The sequence below is a fragment of the Levilactobacillus brevis ATCC 14869 = DSM 20054 genome, from assembly GCF_001433855.1.
GTDB classification, from domain to species: Bacteria; Bacillota; Bacilli; order Lactobacillales; family Lactobacillaceae; genus Levilactobacillus; species Levilactobacillus brevis.
In genome coordinates this window covers 1-22,144 of record NZ_AZCP01000005.1, presented here as the reverse complement: position 1 = coordinate 22,144, position 22,144 = coordinate 1, and the positions used below count along the sequence as shown (strand labels likewise).

Genomic DNA, 22,144 nt, shown 5'->3' with positions numbered 1-22,144 from the left:
ACCGAGTGAGGTATTAAGACAAGCCTTTTTTAGTTGCCAATGTCAAGAAATCCTGTTGTCGATCGGTTGGCACTGTCTGCGTATAGACAGGTACCCCGGCCGCCACCAACTGTCGGGCCGCTGCAACATCGGCTGCATCGGCCGACACACTGTTGGTCAACATCGTTTTCCCCGCCGTATATGGCAGATTACCCACATTAACCCCTGTAGCGGTCAAATCAATGCCAGCGGCTGCTAGTTGGGCCATCTCAGCTAGGCTTTCGGTTAAGATAATCGGTTGAAACCCATCAAACCGACTATCCTGATAGATTTGGGTCATTTTAGCCACCGATATCACGTTAGCTTTAGCTTCAGCAGGCGCCGCTTGGGTAATCAAGACCTTACGTAACTGATCCTGCGCAACCGCATCCGATACCACTAAGATACGATTAGGTTTAACCGTCTTGGTCCAGACCGTAGCGACCTGACCATGTAATAAGCGGTTATCAACCCGCGCTAATTTAATTGTCATGGTCATAATAAGTCGTCCTCTCTTGCACCTGCTTGTAAATCCAAATGGCGAATTCCGCCCTGAGCCGCTCGCTCAAGATGGGGAATCACTTCCGCTAACGTTTGATTCTGAATGGACAATGCTTCAATTAGCATTGGCAAATTCAGACCAGCCACGAGGCCATATTTATCTGGCTGTTGGGCCACCACCCGACTCGCAGCGTTAAATGGTGAGCCACCCCACAGATCAACTAAAAACAGCAACTCCGAAACGGGTTGCATATCTGCGATGGCTGCTTGGTAATGATTTGCCAAATCCTCAACACTTTCATTAGCCGCTAATGTCACCGCAACAACCTTTTGGGCTTTTCCAAAAATCATTTCTGCACTTTGCAAAATTCCACGGGCAAATTCTCCGTGACTTGTGACGATTATGGCGAGCATTCTGCCACCCCTTTATTCGTTCCGCTAAATTAGCCGTTTTCTGTAAATGGCGTCTGCATTTAATATAGCATAAAAAAGCGTTTCCATCTACCACTCCGGTATTTTTACAACAGATCAAGCATGGCCTGCGGAGTCGTTAGGCTAACATCTGGCGTAAAATCCCGCGGTGTTCGTCCATTCCAAGCGGCAAAGCCAAAGGTGACGCCAGCTGCCGCGGAGGCCTCAGCGTCATACACCGTGTCGCCTAAATAGATGGTGTCACTTGGTTGGGCGGTTAATCGCTGCATCGCCAATAAAATCCCGTCAGGTGCTGGCTTACCATGCGCAATATCTTCAGCAACCACTGCCTGGTCAAAATATTGGTCCAATCCTAAGCTGACAACATCTCGATCATATTCAAATCGACGCTTAGAGGTCATAATGGCCAGTTGGGCCCCCGCTGACCGTAATTGTTCCAAGGCAACCGGAATCCCATCATAAATGGCAACCGTATCCCGATAATCTTGGGTTCGTGGGCCCCATTCGGCTAATACACCCTCAATATCGGGGACGTTCAGGCGAATCAACGCGTCTTTACTAGGAATGCCAAAGGTCGTTGCGAGTTCCGCATAAGATCGCTCAATCCCGCGTTCGTGTAAGATTGCTTGTAACGATTTCATATACATGGCTTCCGTATCTAATAAGGTGCCATCAACATCAAAAATAAACGTCTTCATTTGGCCAGCACTCCTCGTTCATTAAAAATTTAAGATCGTATAAAAGAAAAAGGTCTGACCCGAAGGCCACACCTTAGTTTATCATGCTTTATTGCCTAATGGGAATCTGCTGACACGGCTTTTTTGGGTAATGCCGTTGTCGCCGGCTCCCCTTCGACCACTTCCACCGAACGTTGCAGATTACGAAGTTGCCGAACCGCTCGAATCCATGATGGAATCAAAATCGCACAGGAACCTAACCAAGCCAACGGTTCTGCGGAAACGGCCCCAGCATAGCCAAATGCTTTAACCATGACCAAAGCGGCAAAGACCCGCATGGTTAATTCACCAACACCGGCAAGCGTCGGCAAGACCCGTCGTCCCAGTCCTTGTAGCGTATTGCGAATAATGAAGAGCACGCTCAATAGCAGGTAAGTACTCCCAATAATATTGAAGTAGGTCTGAGATAATTGGATAACATGTTCGTCTGCCGTTCCAATAATCAGCGTCACAATGGGTTTCCCAAAAAAGATCACCAAGGCTCCGGCAAAGACGGCAAAGCTACCAGACAGCCAGAGAGTTTTCTTAACCCCTTCCATGATCCGCCCATACTTACCGGCACCAAAGTTCTGTGCGGCAAAAGTAGCCATGGTTACCCCAAATGAGGACATTGGTAGAGAACACAATTGATCGACCTTAGAAGCAGCCGTAGAAGCAGCCACAGAGTCAGTCCCTAACGAGTTCAGGGCGGCCTGCATCACCATCGTCCCAATCGCAATGATCGATAGCTGAAAACCCATGGGCATCCCTGTTGAAAAATGCTGCCACAATTCATTAGCACTCACTTTGAAATCATCCCGCGTAATGTGCAGTAACGGAATCGAACGAATGATGTACACCACACACAACAAGGAAGCAACCACTTGGGAAATGACCGTCGCCCAGCCGGCACCGGCAACCCCCATGTGAAAGACTAAAATAAATAATAACTCTAAAACAACGTTAACAACGGTCCCGATGACCAAAAAGATTAATGGCGTTCGGGAATCCCCCAGTGCACGAATAATATTAGATAACAAGTTAAACGCCATCGATGCAAAGATTCCGGCAAAGATGGTACTGATAAAGATCCGCGCATTGGCAAAAATACTGGCTGGTGTCTGCATTAATTTTAAAATCGGGTCAACAAATGTTAGTGACAGAACCGTCAAAACAATCGTCATCAAAATTGAAATAATGATGCTCGCCGCAAAAGATTGCCGGACGCCCTTATAATCCCGGGCGCCAAATCGTGTAGCCGTAATAATCGCTAATCCCGCCGTCAACCCTTGGGCAAACCCAATAATTAAAAAGTTGATTGAACCAGTGGCCCCCACAGCGGCAAGCGCCTTAACACCAAGGGTTTGGCCAACCACCACTGTATCAGAGACATTGTATAACTGTTGGAATAGATTACCAATCAACAGTGGAATCGTAAAGAAGAAAATTAGTTTCAGGGAATTACCCTTGGTCAAGTCGCTCATGTGCGGACCTCCTTTGAATTTTTTGTCAATCAAATTGACGCAAGAAAACTATCATAACGCCTAACCAGACGAATGTCAGTCTTTTTGCTTGAAGTCTTTGCCATTAAGAAATAATCTTACACGCTTCTTAAGATTTTTTGAAGACCCATTTGCGTTGAAAACGATTGCGGCAAGCAATTGTTATCTGTTTGTCATTTAACTCACTGGTTGACAAGTCTCCAATTTAAGAATTTAATGGACTTATCCACTATTTTTTATAAAAGAGGTTACTCATGACTCAACCCATTACCTTTAATAAATATATTGCCAGTATTTACCGCCAATCTAAGCATGACTTCAATGAGCAAATTGCAGCCCTCGACTTGCGAGCAACGACAGGCGACCTGCTCTTATTTGTTGCCGATCATCCCGGACTCACGCAACGGGAGATTGCCCATCAAATGGTACTAGACCCCAGTCTGGTCGCTCGTGACTTACGCGCTTTAACCACTAAACAATTGGTTGAGCGGACTCCCGATCCACAAGATGGCCGTGCCCAACGCATTACCCTAACACCAACTGGCTACCAGCAGGCCGACCAGATTCGTCAAGTGATGGGCGCGTGGTGGCAGGCCTTATTTGCGACAACCCCACAGGCTAATGCTCAGGTGACTGGTCAACAGCTTGCGGCCATTTACCAGACCCTCCAACAGCGACAAGAAAGGAACTGAAAACTCACGACAGCATTTATCTCTTTTTTAAAACACTATAGTTGTCTCACATTTGGCCTAATCCTTATGGCCATTGCTGTGGCTCTCGCCAAACTTGCCAGCTTGGGAACCTCGCCAATTTCTAGCATTCCTAATGTTGTAAGTCTCATGACCCCACTCACAATTGGGCAAGTCACGATTCTCTTCATGATCGTGCTCATCTTATTAGAAGCGGCCTTTCTGCGCCATGAGTTTTCCCCTTGGGCCTGGTTGCAGCTAATTCCTTCCGTTATTTTCGGTGTCTTAATTGATGCTTTTACTCACTGGTTAAGCTGGCTGCCACTACAGCACTACGGGGCCCAGCTACTAGCCACCTTACTCAGTATTGTCATTCTCGCTTGGGGCGTCTTCTTTGAGGTTAATTCGAAAACAATCGTGATGGCTGGCGAAGGCATAGCAGGTGCCGTTGCCGTCGCTACCCACCGAGAATTCCCCCGAGCCAAGGTCTGGTGTGATGGCGCAATGGTTGTTGTCGCGATCATCTTGGCCTTATTTGGCCTTCACGGGCTAGTCGGCGTCCGGGAGGGAACCATACTATCGGCCTTAATCACTGGCCGACTCGTCAGCGCTTATACCCGATGGTGGCCGCAATTAGTCACTTGGATTCAAGCTTAATCCTGCCATTCAAACCAAAAGAATCAGTCCGCTCGGTACACTTCCCAGCCAGACTGATTCTTTTTGTCAGTTATTAAAACAACTCCAAGACCCGCTTTAGATTCTGTTGTAAAATCTGGACGCCCTTGTCAACCGGAAATGTGCTGGTATTAAATAGCGCAATGTTCCCGATACACATCTCAAAATAAAGGCGTTTGTTCATCTCCAACTGGCTAGGATCAGTCGTTACCTGTTCGATGTACTGACCAAACATGTCCCTTAAATCATTAAGTGCGGCTCGGACTTGTTGGTTCTCCCCAAACTCGACAATTCCAGCAACCATGTCGGCAAAACTAATTCCCATCTGTGTTTGCGTTAAAAATAATACCCCACCGTGTAAAAGTGCCGTCTTACCTGTATCTTCGGTGAGTTGACTGGCAATATTTGCCGTTAATTGCTGAATGTAAAGGGAAATTACACCACTTTTAACATCAGCAATATTATCGACGTAACGATACAACGATTGCGGTTTAACGCCACATTGCCGGGCTAATCCATTGTAGGTTAACTTGGAAAAGCCATTCTGGGCAACGATTGTCTCGGCTTGTTGTAAGACTGTCTCCCGCGTTAAAACACCTGATTTCATGATTAAATTCACTCCCCTTAGACTTTTGACTTGTCAGACTCATGGCATGAGTCTATAATACATTTTATCGTTTGAATCTTCAAACGACTACGTTCATTAAATCATAAAACAAGGAGCATTGGCGATGGCTATTTTAAAAGTTAAAGATGCAAATATTGCGTATACAACGCTGGGAACTGGTCCGCTACTGATCATGATTCCCGGAGCCAACGGAACTGGTGACATTTTTGCCGGCGCCGCCAAGTTTCTCCAAAATCACTTCACAGTCGTTATGTACGATCGTCGTGGCTATGGGCAAAGCGAATTGACCGCCCCGACCCCAGACGATATCGCGGATATCACTAACACTTACCGGATCAAAACCGATGCAGCCGATGTCAACGCGTTGGCTCACTTTCTAAGTCCCCACCAAAAAGTCTACCTTATGGGAAGCTCATCTGGTTCAATCGTTGCCATGGAAACGCTCCAAGACTTTCCAGACATCGTGGAACAGATTGCCTTTCATGAACCACCCATCAATAGTTTTTTGCCGAGCGCACATACGGATCAGGCCAAAAATAACGAAATCGTTGCCACGGCTCTAGATGGTGATATGCAAGCCGCTATGACGTTATTCTTTAAGGCCATGCGTATTGGTCAGCTAGACGCCCAAATGATGGGTAAGCCTGCCGTTAAGGCTGATGCTGTAGCCACTGATCAGCGAATCAAGGGGATGCAGTATTGGTTCAAATACGAAATTCGCCAATACACCAGTCGGCAAATTGATATTGACCAATTGAAGAAATACCGTGATCAGATTAGCCTGCTTAACGGTACCGATTCTCTAGGCTCTTATCCGCAGATGGTTAACCACTTTTTAGCAGACTACTGGCACGTTACGATTTACGATATTCCTGGCGGTCATTTAGGATACGCCCAAAAACCAGAGGGCTTTGCCACCACCTTGGCCGCCATTTTTCGTTAAAAGTCACATAGAAAGAAGCTGTTGATATGCTTTATAACAAAATTGATGTTCACGCCCACTATCTTTCACCGGGCTACAAAAAATTCTTAAAGGATCAGTTCAACGATATGGGTGATGGTGTTAAAACCCCCGAATACAGTATCGACACCACGTTAGGCATCATGGATCAAGCTAAAATTGATTACTCAATCCTTTCCATCTCTTCACCCCATATTAATACCGGAGAGGCTAGCAGCACCTTTGACTTAGCGACCGAAGTTAACGAGTATGCCACGACTCAGCATAATAAGTACCCGGATAAGATTGGTTTTTTCGCCTCAATTCCACTTCCTTACGTTGACGAAAGCCTATCAACGATTAAGCAAATCGCCACTGACGGCCAAGCTGCGGGGTTTACCTTACCCACTAATTCACGCGGCGTTTATCTTGGAGATCCACAACTGGACCCCATCATGCAGGCCTTAGACGATCAGCATGCTATTGTGGCCTTACACCCTAATGCACCCGGAATAATCGATTCCCACGTCAATCAAGACGTGCCACAGCCCATTCTAGAGTTCTTCTTTGATACCACTCGCACGGTCGTCAATATGCTGACCCACGGTATTTTTACCCGGTACCCAAACATTAAATTTATCATCCCCCATGCAGGTGCCGTCTTACCCCTAGTGGCTAATCGAATTCCTTTTGCTAGGGGATTAAATCCTAAGTTAACCCCCGAACAATTGGATATTCAAAGTGTCATGAGTAGCCAATACTTTGACGTTGCTGGTATGGTATTATCGCAGCAATTACCGGCACTCCTTGAATTAATTGACCCCGACAAATTATTATACGCATCCGACACACCTTACACACCAACACCAGCAGTGATTGGCTTAGCAAATAAATTGGAAACCACTGATTTACTATCCCCGTCCCTTAAGACCAAGATGTTTCGTCAAAATGCCCAGCGATTATTCAAGCTGTAACTTAACGCAAGATTTCTAACGCTAGATATACTAAAAGGTACTTGGCAGACACTGACTGTGTTGTTCTAAGTATCTTTTTTGTGAGGACGATCTGCGCCTTGCGTTCTCATTCAGTGAAATAAAAAGAGCGAGAATCAACGTTTTACCGCTGATCCTCACTCTTTTTCGTTATAGATGCGGCCAAGAAGATTCGAACTTCCACCCGGATTACCCGGACAAGATCCTTAATCTTGCGCGTCTGCCAATTCCGCCATGGCCGCATTAACTCACAAGAAATAGTATACCAAATGATTTTCATCCTGACAATATTTTTTGTAAGTTAATTCAAAATAATTGGTTATTTAGTCGTTAACCGCCTAGGCCAACGTCTAAGCGTCCGTCAAAACCGTAGCACCATCAGGGTCCAAATCCAAGATACGCAGACTACCGGCCAAATCAAGCTTCGCCAGTTTTGTCCGCAATAGCGTCACTTGCGCCGATGTACCAAAGGTCACAACTGTTGGACCAGCCCCACTTAGGTACGTTCCTGTGATCCCCAACTCATGGGCTGCATCCCGGATTTGTTTCAATTCAGGCACCAACTGTGAACGCGCTTGTTCGTGAAATTCATCGCGTTCAATCATTTTCGCTGCTAATTCCCAATCCTTGGTCAGCAATGCCGCCACTAAGACATTCGCCACACCACTGGCATGAACCGCTGTCGCAAATGGCAAGTCCTTTGGCAAAGCCTCACGACTCTTGCGTGCTAGTAACTTTTGGCCTGGGATAAAGACTAAAACCCGCAGCTCAGGCAAGGGTAACTTGATTGCCGTAGTCTCATCTTCATTTACCGTGGCGACCGCCGCCTGTCCCAACAACGCTGGTGCGACATTATCCAACTCACCGCCCAATTTAACGGCCCAGTTTAACTGTTCCGGAATTGTTAAGTCCATTTCACCCAACTCATTGGCAATCTTAATCCCAGCGATAATGGCACTCGTTGAACTACCTAATCCGCGAGATACCGGAATATCCGACATAACTGTCAATTGATGGGGCGTCAACTTGGGGTTAACCTGTAAGGCCGTCTTGACCATCAAGTTGTTTTCATCCCGAGGAATTTCTGTCCCTAAGGCATGATTAACCCGCCACTTTTCTGTCTTTTCTTCAATAATCACCGTCAAGTATAAATGTAACGCTGCTCCAATTGAATCAATACCAGGACCGAGGTTTGCCGCTGTCGCTGGTACCCGAATAATTGTCTTTCCCATGATTTTGACCTCCTTATGCATGCGGCCGAGTCGTTGCTAAGATGGTTTGCCGCCACTTTAGTCGTCCCCGACACCGACCACACACGAGCTTATTCACATTAATTTTTCGCGCCCGGTAATAGACCTGCTGACACCGGGTACACTGATACATTTGCCAATGGCGGGGCTTGATGACCGGGGCCGGTGCTGGTGCAAATCGTAAGCCGCCGACTTGCTTTAATAGCTGTTTGAAGGCCGCCGTGCGATGTTGTCCCGACTGCCCGGCTAAATGTAAATGGTAGTGACACAATTCATGCTTAATCACGCCAATTAGCGTAGCTAAATCATGCTCAGTTAACATTTTGGGATTCAATTCAATGTTGTGATCGGTCAGTCGGTATCGCCCGCCCGTCGTCCGCAGTCGTGCGTTAAACGTGGCTTGGTGGCGAAACGGACGACCAAAGCTGACTTGAGAAATGTGCTCGACCAGCCGCTGAAGTTCTGCATCAGTCACGAGCAGCCTGCTTCATCGTCAACTGAATGCGTTGGCGATTCTCATCAACACTCAACACCCAAACTGTCACCACATCACCAATTGTGACTACCGTGCTAGGATCACTGACGTAGTGATCAGCTAACTGGGAAATGTGGACCAAGCCATCCTGCTTAACCCCAATATCCACAAACGCACCAAAATCAACGACGTTCCGGACGGTACCTTGCAATTCCATTCCCGGTTGCAAGTCGGCCATCGTCAACACATCCTGCCGTAACAGCGGGGCTGGCATACTATCCCGTAAGTCACGACCAGGTTTACTTAACCCGGTCACAATATCCGCCAAGGTTGCTGGTCCAATCCTCAACTGGTTCGCCCACTGTTGCTGATTGAGTTTGGCTAATTGCTGTTGCAATTGCGGGGTGCCAACGCTCGTGGTTGTGAGGTTCAACCCGGTTAATAGCTGACGGGCGGCTGAATAACTTTCCGGATGGATATCCGTGTTATCCAGCGGGTCACTGCCCTCAATAATTCGTAAGAAGCCCACCGCTTGTTGGTAGGCTTTCGGCCCCAAACGAGGCACCTGTTGCAGGGCCTGCCGACTGTTAAAGGCGCCATGATCGTTACGGTAAGCGACAATGTTCTTAGCAGTCGTCGTTGTTAGGCCCGAAATATGGGTGAGCAATTCGGGACTTGCCGTATTAACATTAACCCCAACTTGGTTAACCGCCGTTTCAACGACTCGATCAAGTTGTTCATCCAACGCTTTTTCGGGAACGTCGTGTTGGTACTGCCCGACCCCGACAGCTTTCGGATCAATCTTAATTAATTCAGCTAAAGGATCTTGCAACCGTCGACCAATACTGACCGCTGACCGCTCTTCAACGTGAAAATCAGCAAATTCAGTCCGCGCATTGGCACTAGCCGAGTACACTGAGGCACCGGCTTCATTGACCAACACATAGTACACTGGCCGGTTCAATGTCTTCAGTATTTGACTCACAAATTCTTCGGATTCACGACTAGCGGTCCCATTACCAATGGCAATCATTTCAACGTGATAGTCCTCAAGCAATTTTTTAAATACTGGTGTTGCCGCCGCCCGTTTCTTAGCATCGGCCGGCTTATGTGGATAAATGACTTGTTTAGCTAAAAAGCGACCATTAGCATCCATAATTGCTAGCTTACAACCGGTTCGATACGCCGGATCAAACCCCATCACAATTTTCCCTTTGAGGGGTGCCTGCATCAACAAGTGATACAGGTTATTGCCAAACACTTGAATGGCATGTTCATCGGCCTGATCCGTTAATTGTCGGCGTAATTCCCGTTCAATTGCCGGGCCTAAAAAGCGCTTATAAGCATCCGCAAATGCCGCTGTGACTTTTTCCACAGCTGGTCCGCGGTGCTGACCCACTAGCCGAAAGTGACCATATTGCAGAATGGACGTCGCATCAACATTAATTCCCACAGATAGGATCTTTTCTCGTTCACCCCGATTAATCGCTAACACCCGATACGGCGGCACCTGCTTTAAGCTCTGCGTAAATTCATAGTACGTCGCGTAAACTTGTTGTTCATCCTCCGTAGCGGCCCCGCGCTTAAGCTTACTGGTTAACTCTCCATGCTGCCACGTATAACGTCGAATCCATTCACGAAAGGCGGCCTGTTCACTAAATGTTTCTGCCAAGATTTCGTGGACACCAGCCCAGACACTCGCCACATCAGGCAATCCCTTATCTGCGGCCGCTAGAGCAGCTGCCCGTTCATCTAAGCCACCCGTTGGGAACGTTAATAACCAATTAGCTAGCGGTGCCAACCCGGCTTCCCGAGCAATCGTTGCTTTGGTGCGCCGCTTTTGCTTGTATGGCAAATAAAGATCTTCCACCTGTTGTAGCACAGTTGCGTGCATCAAGTTTTCTTTGAGTGCCGGCGTTAATTTACCTTGCTCTGCAATCAGCTTTAATACATCGTCGCGCCGTTGATTCAATTTGGTCAGCCGATGGGCTTCGTCTTCAATATCGCGAATGGCGACTTCATCTAGTGATCCCGTCCGCTCTTTTCGGTACCGAGCGATAAAGGGCACCGTATTACCTTCATCCAATAGGGTCAAGACGGCTTGAATCTGCCGCACACGATATTGACTCAACGTTTGATGAATTGGCTGAGCTAATTCACTTAAAGCTGTTTCTTGTTTCGTTGCCATGCAACCCCTCCGTTATTTCTTCATACTCGCATTATACCATGTTCTGGGAACCTAACCCGCTTTGGTCGTTAGGCGTTATCGTTTCGGTTGCCAAATGGGCACCTTGCAAATCCACAAGTCTCGAAGCTCAACCTCTTCGTAAGTCGTGTCCGGTACGTTCCAGCCCATTTGCCGCGACCAGAAGGCCAGCAATTCTAATACCAAAAAAGCCCGAGATAGCCTCGGGCTTTTTAACAGCTTACATTGGACTGGTCATAATCCGTTGCGTTGCCGCGGTAACCTTTTCCATCGCATTTTCTTGCGTAGCTTCAGCTGCGTCAAACGCGGCTTGATCGGCTGTTTGATGTTCAACATCAATACTATCAGTCATTGCCTGACAAGCCTCCACGTAAGTCCGATAAGCAGCTACTAAGGACTTGTGCTTGCCCAATACACGGACGGGCACACTAGTCTGTTCCAATTTATTTAAATTAGCTTCATAACCATCAGTCCCACGTTGGAAATTATCAACGATCTTTTGCAGCTCAACCTGCGATAATTCACCAACTGTTTGGTGGTCAATCGCCCCACGCATCGTTTCGAAGTCGGTATTCATTTCGCCAGCGGCATCTTCAGTGCCTTGTAAAACGCGCGATAGTGCTTGAATATAACCATTCATATCATTTTTTCGCATCAGTTAATCCCCCGTCTTCTATTCTTGCCAAAACGTGTCGTAAACGTTTACCGGCAAATGCCGCTTATGAGCGGTCTTGGCGTACCAGTCTTCAATTCGACTCGCCGCTGCCTCGCTAACAGACCGCCCTTCCAAATAGTCGTCGATATCCTCATAGCGAACGCCCAAGGCAGCCTCGTCAGGTAATGCTGGTCGGTCATCCTCCAAATCAGCCGTTGGTACCTTCTTGTATAGGTGCTCTGGAGCACCTAGTTGGGCCAGCATCGCAGCTCCTTGACGCTTATCCAACCGCCAAATCGGACAAATATCGGTCGCCCCATCGCCATACTTGGTGTAAAATCCCGTCACAGCCTCCGCGGCATGGTCTGTACCCACGACCGCACCGGACCGAGCACCGGCAATGGCATACTGGGCAATCATCCGTTGGCGCGCTTTAACATTGCCTTTGTTAAAATCACTAATCGGCTTACCACTTGCTTCAACCGCCTGAATCATCGCATCAGTTGCCGGCTTAATATTAACTCGCTGGACCTCATCGGCATCCATGAAGTCAATCGCCATCATGGCATCATCCTCATCGGCCTGTTCGCCATAGGGTAAACGAACCGCGATAAACCGATAGTCATTATCGCCGGTCTCCTGGCGTAATTCCGTCACAGCTTGTTCGCAAAGCAGGCCGGTTAAGGTTGAATCTTGCCCACCAGAAATTCCTAGCACCAACGTTTTCATAAAGTCATATCGTTGCAAATAAGCCTTCAAAAAATCAACACTCCGTCGAATCTCCGTTGCCGGATCAATCGTTGGCTTAACCTTCAAGGCATCAATAATTTCTCGTTGTTTTGCTCGCATTTCAGACAACCCCCTTCACTCATTTACCTATTTATTCAGGCATTTTTTGAACGTAACTATGAATCTCTTTGATAATCGCCATTTTATGATCCCAACAGTCTTGTGACAAGTCGACCGGATACTTTTGGGGATTCAAGTCTCGCTTGTATTCTGGCCACAGATTGGCTAGGGCACCACGACACCGATCCCGAACCGCTGATAGCGTTGGTAACTTATACACCAATTCACCATCTTCAAAAATTGGTTGTAAAATGGGACGCGCGTTGAAGTCGTTAACGGTCTTATTGATATACGTGAAGCTGGGGTGGAACATGAAGAGAGAGTCTTCATTCCGTGGATCTTCGTCAATCAAAGCCACATAATCCCCCTCAGTCTTGCCATCGGCCTTCTTCGTAATCCGCCAAACCTGTTTTTTACCGGGTGTTGTGACCTTTTCAGCGTTATTGGATAGCTTAATCGTTCCTTGCATCTGCCCGGCATCATTTTCAATGGCCACCATCTTATAAACGGCACCTAAAGCTGGTTGATCAAAGGCGGTGATCAACTTGGTTCCAATTCCCCAAACGTCAATCTTAGCGTCCTGCATCTTCAAGCTTTGAATTGTTTTTTCATCTAGATCATTAGATGCAAAAATTTTAGCATTAGGGAATCCTGCTTCATCCAGCTTTTGACGCACCCGTTTAGACAAGTAGGCCATATCGCCGGAATCAATCCGCACCCCTTGGAAATTAATTCGATCACCCAGTTCTTGGGCCACCTTGATGGCATTGGGCACGCCGCTACGCAATGTATCATAGGTATCCACTAAAAAGACACAGTCATGATGGGTCTGCGCATAAGCCATGAAGGCATCATAATCATTGCCGTAAGTCTGAACCAACGCATGGGCATGCGTGCCACTAATCGGAATCCCAAAAATCTTTCCAGCGCGCACATTTGAAGTTGCATCAAAGCCACCAATGTAAGCGGCCCGGGTGCCCCAAATAGCCGCATCAAATTCCTGGGCGCGTCGTGTCCCAAATTCCATAAGGGCGTCATCCCCGGCTACCGAACGAATCCGAGCGGCTTTAGTGGCAATTAAAGTTTGGTAGTTAATAATATTCAAAATAGCCGTTTCGACTAATTGGCAGTCGGCCAGCGGTCCTTCAACCTGCAGCAGCGGTTCATGGGCATACACCAACTCGCCTTCAACCGCAGAACGAATGGACCCGCGAAATTTAAAATTAGCTAAGTAATCTAAAAATTCAGCTGAATAATCTTCAGCTTCCCGTAAGTAATCAATATCTGTTTGGGAAAAATGGAGATTTTGGATATAATGAACAATGTGCTCTAAGCCAGCAAACACCGCGTACCCATTTTGAAAGGGCATATCGCGAAAGAACACTTCAAAAACAGCGTGTTTGTCGGCAATTCCTTGTTCGTAATACGTCTGAATCATGTTGATCTGATAGGCATCCGTATGCAGAGTATAACTGTCGTCAGGATACAAATTCGTCATAATAAGCTACTCCCTTAGCTGGTTTTCAAGCCGGACTCTTCTCTTTTAGTTCTCGTACTAATAGCCCTATTTTAGCATGAAACAAACAGAGCGTCATAAAATTTAATGTGGATCCGATGACTTAGGTCATTGGCGAATCAATCCTTGAAAGGAGTCACCTCATGCAATCGACCTTTCCAACCGTCACCGTTTTAGATATTCCCTTTGTGAAAACAACTGCGGCGGAATTTCTCACCGAAGTACAGCACCGGATTATCCAGCAACAAAACACCTTTGTCGTTACTGCCAATCCAGAAATTGTGATGTACGGTCACGATCATCCCGACTACCAACAATTACTACTCACGGCCGATTTTATTACCCCAGATGGCATTGGTATCTTAAATGGGGCTCAAATCCTCAACCAACCGCTCCCAGAACGAATTACCGGTTTTGATACCTTACAAGCTCTTCTGAAATGGGGCAGCGACCAACATCGGTCCGCCTATTTTCTAGGGGCCAAGCCCACGGTAATTGCGCAATTAAAAGAAGTGCTTGCCCGCGATTACCCCGGCTTACAGGTTGTGGGCCTTCACGACGGTTACTTTAAAGACGCCACACCAATTGTCGCCGATATCCAGGCGCAACAACCAGACATGGTCTTCGCAGCTCTAGGCTTTCCCAAACAGGAACAATTCATTGCCGACCATCGTCACGTGACTCACGGTTTGTGGATGGGCGTCGGTGGTAGTTTCGATGTTCTGGCTGGTGCCGTTGTGCGTGCACCAAAATTCTGGCAAGACCATCACATCGAGTGGCTATACCGAACATTGAAAGAGCCCAAGCGTCTCAAACGAATCGCCGTTATTCCCCATTATCTCCGCTTGGTTCGTCAGCAAGCCAAACAAAAGCCGTCTCGTTAAGCGGTCCCTGGGTCATCGTTACCGTTGTTGGTCGAAACCCGACGTGCCAATAAAAGTGTTGAGCCGCCTGATTATCCGTCAACACCCACAAGACAATACGATCAAATCCATTAGCACGTAAGGTGCCCAAGGCAGCATGCATCAAACGCTGCCCGATTCCCTGACGCTGCTGTGTCGGCAACAAGTAAATGGAATTGATTTCGCCGTAACCCGCAAATCGTTGTCGCCTGGAAGGGCCGTATGAACAGACACCGACAAACTGATCCTGCTCATTCACAGCCACGAACAGGTGCTGCCAATTTGCTTCGGGGTGATATTGATCGACAGTTAACTGATTCAAAAAGTCTGCTGGTAACATGTCTTGGTAACTCGTCTGCCACGCAGTTAGATAGAGTTGTGCGAGTGCCGAAAAATCATCATCGGCCCGCGCTGGTCTGATCGTGATCATCGCTTCACCTGCTTTTACACAAAGTGCCTCACAATCGCGTTAATTTAACGCTTGTGAGGCACTTTTATTTATTTTTCCAAATAAAACTCAAATCGTTCGCCAACGTATTGGGTCCGCACATATTCAAACGGCGTTCCGTCTTGTAGGTACGTGACCTGACGGAGCCGTAAAATAGCGTCGCCCCGTTTAATACTCAGGTATTCCGCAATGCGTTCGGAAGCAGACATCGCTGAAACCGTTTGTTGGGCCTTCCCTGGACTCAATTGCTTTTTATCTTCCAAGGCTCGGTACAAAGAACTCGTCACTTCTTTTTTACTCAACCCATCGACTAGCTTCTCTGGCACAGTTGCCACTTCAAAACAGATTGGCACATCGTCACCATAACGAATTCGTTCCATCCGCAAGACTTGATCGTCTTCATTTAGTTTCAGCTTTTCCGCTTCACTCAGCGAAGGATTCATCACATGGTAGGAAATAGTCTTACTGGTTGGTTGCTTCCCTTGGGTCAGCATCAAATCCGTAAAACTAGTTACCCCGGACATTTTTTCTTGAACCTTTTGATTCGCAACGTAGGTTCCAGAACCAACCTGGCGCTCCAAAATACCTTCATCTACTAAGGTTTGAATGGCTTGCCGTAACGTCATCCGACTCACATCAAAATTCCGCGACAGCTCCCGTTCAGATGGAATTCGGTCGCCCACTGCCCACTTTCCGGCTTCAATTGCCCGTTTAATGTCATTATGAATTTGAATATAAATCGGTGAACTCACAGCAACCAACGTCCCTTCTAAAATCACACTTTAAATTACTTAATTAAATTTTGCATATTACGTCCCAAACTATAAGTCGTTTTGACGTTTAAGCTCCGGTCTAACAGATTCAAATCAGCATCCCGACCAGGAACTAACTTGCCCTTTTGGGTCAACCCAAATTCAGCTGCCTGATTAACGGAACTCATTTGAACCGCTTCCGCTACCGAGCAGCCCGTGAAGGCCATGACATTGCGAAAGGCTTCATCATAACGCAGAACAGAACCGGCTAAATTGCCACTTTCTAGGCGGGCCTGTCGATCCTTAACAATGACCTTTTGACCACCCAATTCACTGACCCCTTCAGGCATCCCTTTAGCTCGCATCGAATCGGTCACTAACTCTAGGCGTTGCGCACCCTTTTGCTCATAAGCGAGTTTAATCATATCTGGCACAATATGGAACCCGTCACAGATAATTTCGCAGTATAGATTATCTTCCAGCATCGCGTGGCCGGTCACCCCTGGTTCACGGTGCCGTAGCCCCCGTTGCGCATTATAGAGGTGGGTTACATGAGTCGCCCGACTCGCTAATAATTGTTCACGCGTTGCGTTTGAATGTCCCACTGAGGGCACAATCCCATTAGCTAAACAGTAGCTTTCAAATTTCTCGGCGCCAGCATCTTCTGGCGCATAAGTAATGAGCTTAACTCGATTACCCGATAACTTGTTCCAACGGTCTAGCAAAGTCACGTCTGGATCCTTAATGTACTTTTCTGGTTGTGCGCCCTTGAAAATAGCCGCAATAAATGGTCCCTCTAGGTGGACACCCTGAATTAACGGATTCCGCTCAGCTGCAATAGCAATGCCCTGCATGGCATGGTCAATGGCGTCGTTAGATTGGGTCATCGTCGTTGGAAATACGGACGTAATCCCCTCTAAGGACATCAGATTAACCATCTTATCAATCTGATCGGGGTCCCCATCCATACTATCATACCCGTAGCCCCCATGGCTATGAACATCAATAAAGCCAGGAACAATGACTTGCCCGGTTACCACGTGAATCTCATCAGCAGGAAGTGGCCGAAAATCAGCCACTGGGCCAACGGCTTCTACCTGTTGATCAAACCGAATATAACCATCGTCAATTACGGTTTCACCCGTATAAATCTGCGCGTGCTTTAAAACAATACTCATGAGTCTCCTCCTCAATATTTACCAGAAGTGGTCAATACACTCATTATAATCGGTATAGACCAGAAAGACAACTCATGTTATTCTTTTAGGCTGGATCGCCGGCATCACGCTTAATGGTCGCATCAATGCCCTTAACAACGGCCGTCATCAACCCCGCTTCTTCCATCGCTAGCAATCCCGCAACGGTACTGCCTCCGGGTGAAGCGACTTGGTCAATCAAGGCAAACGGAATTTTGTCACTTTCCAAAACCATTTTGGCTGACCCCAAAGTGGCTTGTGCTGCAATTTGGGTAGCCTGTGCCTTGGTTAAACCGTACTTGACACCTGCTCGGCTGAGACTATCAATAAAGAAGTCGATGTATGCCGGTGAACTCCCTGCTAAGGCACTAAAGACACCAAATTGGTCTTCTGCCAAAGTCGTCGTTGACCCAATTGTATTGAACACCCGTAAAGCAGCATCTAAATCAGTACCGGTCAAGCGAGCATTTGCCGCCACAGCGGTCATTCCGGCCCCCACTTCAACGTTAACATTTGGGAGTGTCCGTAAAATCGGAACGTTATCTCCCAAAATATCAGCCATTTCAGCTAAAGATAATCCAGCCACAATGGAAATCACTGTGGTCTGCCCATCAGCGACTTGCGGCTTGATTTCTTGTAACACACTCGCCGCAACGTTCGGTGTCACTGCGACCACGACTAAGTCGCTTTGATCGGCAACATCGCTATTTTGTTCCGCCGTCTGTAATCCATGAGCTTGGGCGTAGGATTCGTAGCTTTCTTTACGATGACTGTGCACCACAATTTCCGTTGGTGCAAACGTCTTAGCCTGCAATAAGCCACCAATAATGGCTTGAGCCATCCCACCAACGCCAATAAATCCAATCTTCATGCCGCTTCCTCCTTGATCAATAAACATTCTATCGCTAACTAAGGTCCTCATAACTGGTCTAGCAATGATGAACCTAATAAGCTAACGAGATCGCTAGTAAAGACACAAATGGTCTGGAGCAATTGTTAGTTTGACTTTAGCGAAAATTGTCGAAATTGTCAATTTTTAATGGCTTGCGGGTGGAAAAAAGCGCATAAAAAAACCAGTCACACACCGTGACTGGTTCTTAGTTGGGCTAGCTGGGTTCGAACCAGCGCATCACGGGATCAAAACCCGTTGCCTTACCACTTGGCTATAGCCCAATAATAAAATGGTGGGGAGTGGATTCGAACCACCGAACCCGAAGGAGCGGATTTACAGTCCGCCGCGTTTAGCCAGACTTCGCTACCCCACCAAAAGATGAATCGTCGTAACGAATCAACTTCACTATCATACAAAAATATGCATAAACCGTCAAGCACTTTTTGCGACTTTTTTTATTTTAGCGTCAAAAAGTGTAATCGTTGCCGCCATTCAGTCATAAAATCCGTCTGGGTCCACTCATTAATGCGGCGGTTATAATAACCCACTGACTGATTATAATACGTGGTATTGCCAAAAGTCTGCGGCCTAAAATGCCGATGGACGTGACCGAACTGGACCACCGGAACGTGATAGCTTTCTAATAAGCGTCCCAAGCGGGGGCTCCCCAGCATGGCATTGGCCATATTCCAAAATCGGTCATCCGTTGTATAGCGGATATACGCTTGCCGTGGCACAAAATGTGTCATGAATAAGACCCGCTTGTGAGCCAATTGCGCCTGTTGGAGTTGTACCGTTACTTGGGCTAATACCCGATCCATACGGGCAACATCGCCCTGTGGCTGATCGATACTGCCATCCACCCAAAAGGCCCGTTTCCACGTCGCAAAATCACGGCCCCACAGATTGTGGGCAAATTGATAGTCATACCAGCCGTTATTGCCGATTATTTGCCAGTTAGTCCCCGCCACATCTAAATACCCACGATGCAAGTAAGTGGGCGCTAGCGGCGATTCTAGGCCCGCATACGTGATATCATGAAGCATATCATGGTTACCAGCAATAAATCGAACCTGGGCTGGTGCAATTAGCCGCTGCAGTTGCTCGACTGCCGCCAACGATTGGGCAAAATGGTTGGTCAAATCACCAGCGATTAAATACACACCAACCCGCTGCGCAATTAAATAAGCTGCCATCTGCGGTAAGATCTTAGCGGTATCTTGCTGATTCACATCGAAGTGAAGATCACTGGTTAAAGCTACTCGAACGATAGGCCCATCTCCTCGATTAAAAAAGTGCTACTCCGATAATAGAGTAGCACTTTTAGCAGTGAATTAAACTTATTTAATTCCAGCCATTAAGTTCTTAATTGGTTTAACTAGGGCAACCATAATAATACCAGCGACAATGGCAACAATCGCGACGCCTAAGAAGTAATTAGCTTCATTCCCTGGTGTATATAGCTTAACAATCTGAGCGTTAACGGCTTGCCCAGCAGAATCTGCTAAGAACCACATACTCATCATTTGTGATTGGAAAGCCTTCGGTGCCAACTTAGTCGTTACCGATAATCCAATTGGTGAAATCAGCAATTCAGCAATTTCAATAACTGCCCAGCTACCGACTAACCATAAAGGACTAACTTTAGCGCTAGAACCGAATAAGGCGACCGGAATCACCATAATTAAGTATGAAGCACCGGCAAACAACATCCCAGTAGCGAACTTCGCTGGTGAACTTGGTTGCTTCTTCCCCCAACGGTTCCACATCATTGCAAAGAATGGTGTATAGAGCAAGATGAACAGTGGGTTCAGTGATTGATACCATGCAGGTGGAATGTGGAAACCTAACACCACATTATTGGTTTGATTAGCAGCAAATAAGGCCAGAACAGATGAGCCTTGTTCTTCAATTGCCCAGAAAATCATTGCGGCGATAAACAATCCCAAGTAAGCCCACACGTGTTTGCGTTCCGTGGCCGTAACCTTTTTGCTCGTTAAGAAAATTGTAAAGTAGATTACGGGGGTTGCCAACGCAATGATGGTCAATAAGAGCACGAAGTTGGTTAAGTTCAATGAACCCAAGAGAGCCATCAACAACAAGACTAAGACAAAGGCCACTAATCCAATTGTGCTCCGAACGACTAACTTCTTCATGTCGCCTGGTTCCAATGGATCGGTTGGATAAAGGCTATCTTTGCTCAAGTACTTCTTACCACCAATCCAGTATTGGACTAGCCCTAAGAACATCCCAATAGCAGCTAAGGAGAACCCTAAGTGGAAGTTATAACTTAACCCTAACCAGCCGACTAAGTAAGGGGCAACTAAAGAACCAACATTAATCCCGAACACAAAGATGGTAAACCCGGAATCACGACGCGTGTCGCCTTCGTTATATAGGCCACCAACCATTTCAGAAACATTTGGCTTCAATAACCCAGTACCTAACACAATTAATAGGATCGAGACAAACAAAGCCATTTTACCAGCGGGAACTGACAAGGCAATATGCCCAAACATGATGAGCACCCCACCAATAAACACAGTCCGCCGACTCCCCCAGACACGGTCACTCAAGTAACCACCTAAGACAGAGGATAGGTAAACCATAGATCCGTAAATCGACATTACAGATGCTGCCGTTCCTTGATCAAACCCAAGACCACCCTTAGTAACTGAGTAGTACATGTAGTAGATTAAGATAGCTCGCATGCCGTAGTAACTGAACCGTTCCCACATTTCTGTGAAGAACAGGGTTGATAACCCACGCGGTTGACCGAAGAAAGTTCGGTCTTCGCTGGTTGCTTCCGGTTTGTTATTCAAAACGATAATACCTCCATTGCATTTCTGAAAATGAATAATTTTATTTTCTGCACCATCCATCGTTAAAACCGATGGCGCCGGTGTCTCATAGACCTCTAATAAAACATAGTAGTTATTATACTGCACGAAGTCCTGTTACGCAACGGTTTTCCTGATAAAAACGTCTTCATTGACCGTAAAATCAACAAAAAACAATGATGAAATTATTAGTCATCTCATGCAATCCTCTTATTTTTTATTCATTCAGCTAGTTACCGAGTTAATGAATAAAAATCAATAAAAAAAGCCGATTTGTGAATGCTCACAAATCGGCTTTCAAATTTGCATAGATATCCTTAAACGGCTGCTACTGGTAATAATTGCAATTTCTCACAAGCAAACTTTACCAATGCCTGACCGTTCAACCAACCGTAAATATCATTAGGGATCGTCATCGTCGGAACTTGTGCCTTAAGCGTCGTCACTTCAGCTTGGTTAACTGCTCGTGGCACTAGCAATACAAGATCCTGCTCTGCTAACATATCCGGTGTTAAATCCTGAATACTGGCAGCACTGAAATTAAGTGGCATGTGCCGAGTTTCAGCAGTCCGCTTAGCTTCGCCTAAAAACAAGTGACTTGAGTTTTCATTTCCAGATAGTAATAGAACATTTTTCATGATCGATTTCTCCCTTTTCGTTCTTCATTCGATAGATATAGAATAGCACTTCAAGCCATAGACCACAATACTAATTTTAAATTTATCAATATTATTTTATGTGCCTTTTATGCCGCCACATAGGCATTCTAAGGAATATACCAATTTTTATAATCAAGCTATACCAATTAGATAGCTTTGTGAAAGCGCTTTTATAACTAGACACAAAAAAATCACCAGTCAAATGACTGATGATTATCTGATGCCGGCTGAGGAATTCGAATCCCCGACCCTCGGTTTACGATACCGATGCTCTACCAGCTGAGCTAAGCCGGCATATACCCTCCGGTTAACCTGGTTAACCCGACTCCGGCAGGCGGGCTCGAACCGTCGACAACCTGATTAACAGTCAGGTGCTCTACCAACTGAGCTATGCCGGAATAATCGCGTGGC

Annotated in this window: 23 protein-coding genes and 5 tRNA genes; 5 read left to right on the top strand and 23 right to left on the bottom strand. The window is 46.7% G+C overall.

Annotation, left to right across the window (positions count from 1 at the left end):
* Window positions 1-13: 13 nt before the first annotated feature.
* From FC61_RS09920 to FC61_RS09905, 4 genes are all read right to left on the bottom strand, one after another.
* The gene (locus FC61_RS09920; RefSeq protein ID WP_042516666.1) at window positions 14-517 is read right to left on the bottom strand and encodes a PTS sugar transporter subunit IIB; all 504 of its coding nucleotides are present in this window, start codon (window positions 515-517) and stop codon (window positions 14-16) included.
* The gene (locus FC61_RS09915; protein WP_021741494.1) at window positions 514-933 is read right to left on the bottom strand and encodes a PTS sugar transporter subunit IIA; all 420 of its coding nucleotides are present in this window, start codon (window positions 931-933) and stop codon (window positions 514-516) included. Before FC61_RS09915 ends, FC61_RS09920 begins: the two co-directional genes overlap by 4 nt.
* Before the next feature lie 104 nt (window positions 934-1,037).
* A complete protein-coding gene (locus FC61_RS09910; RefSeq protein WP_021741495.1) occupies window positions 1,038-1,649 on the bottom strand; it encodes an HAD family hydrolase in 612 nt (203 codons plus the stop codon).
* Window positions 1,650-1,744: 95 nt separating this feature from the next.
* Window positions 1,745-3,151: an MATE family efflux transporter gene (locus FC61_RS09905; protein WP_021741496.1), complete on the bottom strand. Its 1,407-nt coding sequence runs from the start codon at window positions 3,149-3,151 to the stop codon at window positions 1,745-1,747.
* 272 nt (window positions 3,152-3,423) lie between these two features.
* On the opposite strand from FC61_RS09905, the gene FC61_RS09900 reads away from it, so the two are divergent.
* Both FC61_RS09900 and FC61_RS09895 read left to right on the top strand, forming a co-directional pair.
* Window positions 3,424-3,861: a MarR family winged helix-turn-helix transcriptional regulator gene (locus FC61_RS09900; protein ID WP_021741497.1), complete on the top strand. Its 438-nt coding sequence runs from the start codon at window positions 3,424-3,426 to the stop codon at window positions 3,859-3,861.
* An 18-nt stretch (window positions 3,862-3,879) separates the two neighbouring features.
* Complete coding sequence (locus FC61_RS09895; RefSeq protein WP_258421238.1) at window positions 3,880-4,515, top strand: YczE/YyaS/YitT family protein; 636 nt, start codon at window positions 3,880-3,882, stop codon at window positions 4,513-4,515.
* A gap of 73 nt (window positions 4,516-4,588) precedes the next feature.
* Here FC61_RS09895 and FC61_RS09890 read toward each other — a convergent pair whose 3' ends face one another.
* Complete coding sequence (locus FC61_RS09890; protein ID WP_021741498.1) at window positions 4,589-5,140, bottom strand: TetR/AcrR family transcriptional regulator; 552 nt, start codon at window positions 5,138-5,140, stop codon at window positions 4,589-4,591.
* Window positions 5,141-5,264: 124 nt separating this feature from the next.
* On the opposite strand from FC61_RS09890, the gene FC61_RS09885 reads away from it, so the two are divergent.
* The gene (locus FC61_RS09885) at window positions 5,265-6,104 is read left to right on the top strand and encodes an alpha/beta hydrolase (RefSeq protein ID WP_021741499.1); all 840 of its coding nucleotides are present in this window, start codon (window positions 5,265-5,267) and stop codon (window positions 6,102-6,104) included.
* Window positions 6,105-6,130: 26 nt separating this feature from the next.
* Window positions 6,131-7,075, top strand: a complete 945-nt coding sequence (locus tag FC61_RS09880) for an amidohydrolase family protein (RefSeq protein ID WP_015473367.1) — start codon at window positions 6,131-6,133, stop codon at window positions 7,073-7,075.
* Window positions 7,076-7,250: 175 nt separating this feature from the next.
* Here FC61_RS09880 and FC61_RS09875 read toward each other — a convergent pair.
* From FC61_RS09875 to FC61_RS09845, 7 genes are all read right to left on the bottom strand, one after another.
* Window positions 7,251-7,335, bottom strand: a tRNA-Leu gene (locus tag FC61_RS09875).
* Between the two features lie 108 nt (window positions 7,336-7,443).
* Window positions 7,444-8,325 (bottom strand): homoserine kinase, encoded by an 882-nt coding sequence (gene thrB / locus FC61_RS09870; RefSeq protein ID WP_035464382.1) that lies wholly within the window; start codon window positions 8,323-8,325, stop codon window positions 7,444-7,446.
* Between the two features lie 13 nt (window positions 8,326-8,338).
* The gene (locus tag FC61_RS09865) at window positions 8,339-8,818 is read right to left on the bottom strand and encodes a SprT family protein (protein ID WP_011667322.1); all 480 of its coding nucleotides are present in this window, start codon (window positions 8,816-8,818) and stop codon (window positions 8,339-8,341) included.
* Entirely contained in the window at window positions 8,811-11,006 is a 2,196-nt protein-coding gene (locus tag FC61_RS09860) for a Tex family protein (RefSeq protein ID WP_021741501.1), read from the bottom strand. The genes FC61_RS09865 and FC61_RS09860 overlap by 8 nt, the downstream gene beginning before the upstream one ends.
* Window positions 11,007-11,244: 238 nt before the next feature.
* Window positions 11,245-11,679, bottom strand: coding sequence for a hypothetical protein (locus FC61_RS09855; protein ID WP_011667320.1), 435 nt, complete (start codon window positions 11,677-11,679; stop codon window positions 11,245-11,247).
* A gap of 18 nt (window positions 11,680-11,697) precedes the next feature.
* Window positions 11,698-12,528 carry an ammonia-dependent NAD(+) synthetase gene (gene nadE / locus FC61_RS09850; RefSeq protein ID WP_015473364.1) on the bottom strand — a complete coding sequence of 277 codons (831 nt, stop codon included), beginning with the start codon at window positions 12,526-12,528 and terminating at the stop codon, window positions 11,698-11,700.
* Between the two features lie 31 nt (window positions 12,529-12,559).
* Complete coding sequence (locus FC61_RS09845) at window positions 12,560-14,026, bottom strand: nicotinate phosphoribosyltransferase (protein ID WP_011667318.1); 1,467 nt, start codon at window positions 14,024-14,026, stop codon at window positions 12,560-12,562.
* 161 nt (window positions 14,027-14,187) lie between these two features.
* Here FC61_RS09845 and FC61_RS09840 point away from each other — a divergent pair, with 161 nt between their 5' ends.
* On the top strand, window positions 14,188-14,928 hold the full coding sequence (locus tag FC61_RS09840) for a WecB/TagA/CpsF family glycosyltransferase (RefSeq protein ID WP_021741502.1): 741 nt from the start codon (window positions 14,188-14,190) through the stop codon (window positions 14,926-14,928).
* Here FC61_RS09840 and FC61_RS09835 read toward each other — a convergent pair.
* From FC61_RS09835 to FC61_RS09785, 11 genes are all read right to left on the bottom strand, one after another.
* Window positions 14,870-15,376, bottom strand: coding sequence for a GNAT family N-acetyltransferase (locus FC61_RS09835; protein WP_015473362.1), 507 nt, complete (start codon window positions 15,374-15,376; stop codon window positions 14,870-14,872). The two genes, FC61_RS09840 and FC61_RS09835, sit on opposite strands and share 59 nt — an antisense overlap.
* Window positions 15,377-15,444: 68 nt before the next feature.
* Entirely contained in the window at window positions 15,445-16,146 is a 702-nt protein-coding gene (locus FC61_RS09830) for a GntR family transcriptional regulator (protein ID WP_011667315.1), read from the bottom strand.
* 35 nt (window positions 16,147-16,181) lie between these two features.
* Window positions 16,182-17,324, bottom strand: a complete 1,143-nt coding sequence (gene nagA / locus FC61_RS09825) for an N-acetylglucosamine-6-phosphate deacetylase (protein WP_021741503.1) — start codon at window positions 17,322-17,324, stop codon at window positions 16,182-16,184.
* Between the two features lie 85 nt (window positions 17,325-17,409).
* Complete coding sequence (gene proC, locus FC61_RS09820) at window positions 17,410-18,213, bottom strand: pyrroline-5-carboxylate reductase (protein ID WP_035464384.1); 804 nt, start codon at window positions 18,211-18,213, stop codon at window positions 17,410-17,412.
* A 230-nt stretch (window positions 18,214-18,443) separates the two neighbouring features.
* Window positions 18,444-18,515 (bottom strand) — tRNA-Gln (locus FC61_RS09815).
* A 9-nt stretch (window positions 18,516-18,524) separates the two neighbouring features.
* Window positions 18,525-18,607: transfer RNA gene (locus tag FC61_RS09810), tRNA-Tyr, on the bottom strand.
* Window positions 18,608-18,689: 82 nt separating this feature from the next.
* A complete protein-coding gene (locus tag FC61_RS09805; RefSeq protein WP_080664793.1) occupies window positions 18,690-19,505 on the bottom strand; it encodes a metallophosphoesterase in 816 nt (271 codons plus the stop codon).
* 69 nt (window positions 19,506-19,574) lie between these two features.
* Window positions 19,575-21,056: a peptide MFS transporter gene (locus tag FC61_RS09800; RefSeq protein WP_024525671.1), complete on the bottom strand. Its 1,482-nt coding sequence runs from the start codon at window positions 21,054-21,056 to the stop codon at window positions 19,575-19,577.
* 335 nt (window positions 21,057-21,391) lie between these two features.
* On the bottom strand, window positions 21,392-21,712 hold the full coding sequence (locus FC61_RS09795) for a PTS sugar transporter subunit IIB (RefSeq protein WP_021741507.1): 321 nt from the start codon (window positions 21,710-21,712) through the stop codon (window positions 21,392-21,394).
* Window positions 21,713-21,954: 242 nt separating this feature from the next.
* Window positions 21,955-22,027 (bottom strand) — tRNA-Thr (locus tag FC61_RS09790).
* 31 nt (window positions 22,028-22,058) lie between these two features.
* Window positions 22,059-22,131: transfer RNA gene (locus FC61_RS09785), tRNA-Asn, on the bottom strand.
* Between the last annotated feature and the right edge of the window lie 13 nt (window positions 22,132-22,144).